This window comes from Mesorhizobium sp. M6A.T.Cr.TU.017.01.1.1 (assembly GCF_004023115.1).
Classification (GTDB): Bacteria; Pseudomonadota; Alphaproteobacteria; order Rhizobiales; family Rhizobiaceae; genus Mesorhizobium; species Mesorhizobium mediterraneum.
On record NZ_RZTA01000267.1, the window covers coordinates 1 to 809 of the forward strand.

Annotated in this window: 2 protein-coding genes; both read left to right on the forward strand. The window is 63.3% G+C overall.

The window, feature by feature from the left end:
• Positions 1–456 (forward strand): AAA family ATPase (locus EOB36_RS33905; RefSeq protein WP_164897727.1); only part of this gene is annotated, 456 nt, incomplete at its 5' end.
• A 32-nt stretch (positions 457–488) separates the two neighbouring features.
• Positions 489–809: thioredoxin domain-containing protein (locus tag EOB36_RS33910; protein ID WP_128286594.1), on the forward strand; the 321-nt coding region annotated here is incomplete at its 3' end.

The window sequence follows — 809 nt, forward strand, 5'->3', positions numbered from 1 at the left end:
CGCATCCGCAAAGCCATGCATGGGGTGCCAGTCGAGACGAAACTGCCGGACAGGGCCTATCGACCGGAAGTGTCCGACCGCGTCTACCGCGAAATGGCATGGCGCGCCGACTTGATCCTTTCCGAAGGCGGTTCGGTGGTCGCCGATGCCGTCTTTGACAGGCCGGCCGATCACGACCGCATCGAGAAGGCGGCAAGTGATAGAGGCGTCACTTTCGCCGGATTCTGGCTGGAGGCGGATCCGCTCGTTCTTTGGCAGCGGGTGAGCGAACGCAGGGGCGGTCCTTCCGACGCCACCGTCGACATCTTGTCGCGGCAATTGCAGCGAAATGCCACCCCGCCCGCCTGGCGCAAGGTCGACGCCGATCGAAAGCTCGCCGACATCGCCGCAGAGTTGGCGAGTGTTTCGGACGCGGCAGCTTTTGCGCAGCGTGCTTCACTCAAGACGGCATCCTGACGGCGGCGATCGACTTCAGCAGGTGAATGGCCATGGCGCAGGAAAATCTGGTGGTTTGCGGCAAATGCGGCGGGGTCAATCGCCTGCCGCCGGCACGCAATGCCAGGGACGCGAAATGCGGAAAGTGCGGCTCCAAGCTGTTCTCGGGTCACCCGGCAGACGTCGATGCACCGACTTTCGATCGCCAGGTCACGCGAAGCAGCCTCCCCGTCGTCGTCGACATCTGGGCACCGTGGTGCGGCCCCTGCAAGATGATGGCGCCGGCATATGAAGCGGCAGCAAACGAACTGGAGCCGCATGTTCGCCTGATCAAGCTCAATTCCGACAATGAGCAGGCGGTTTCAGCCAGGCTC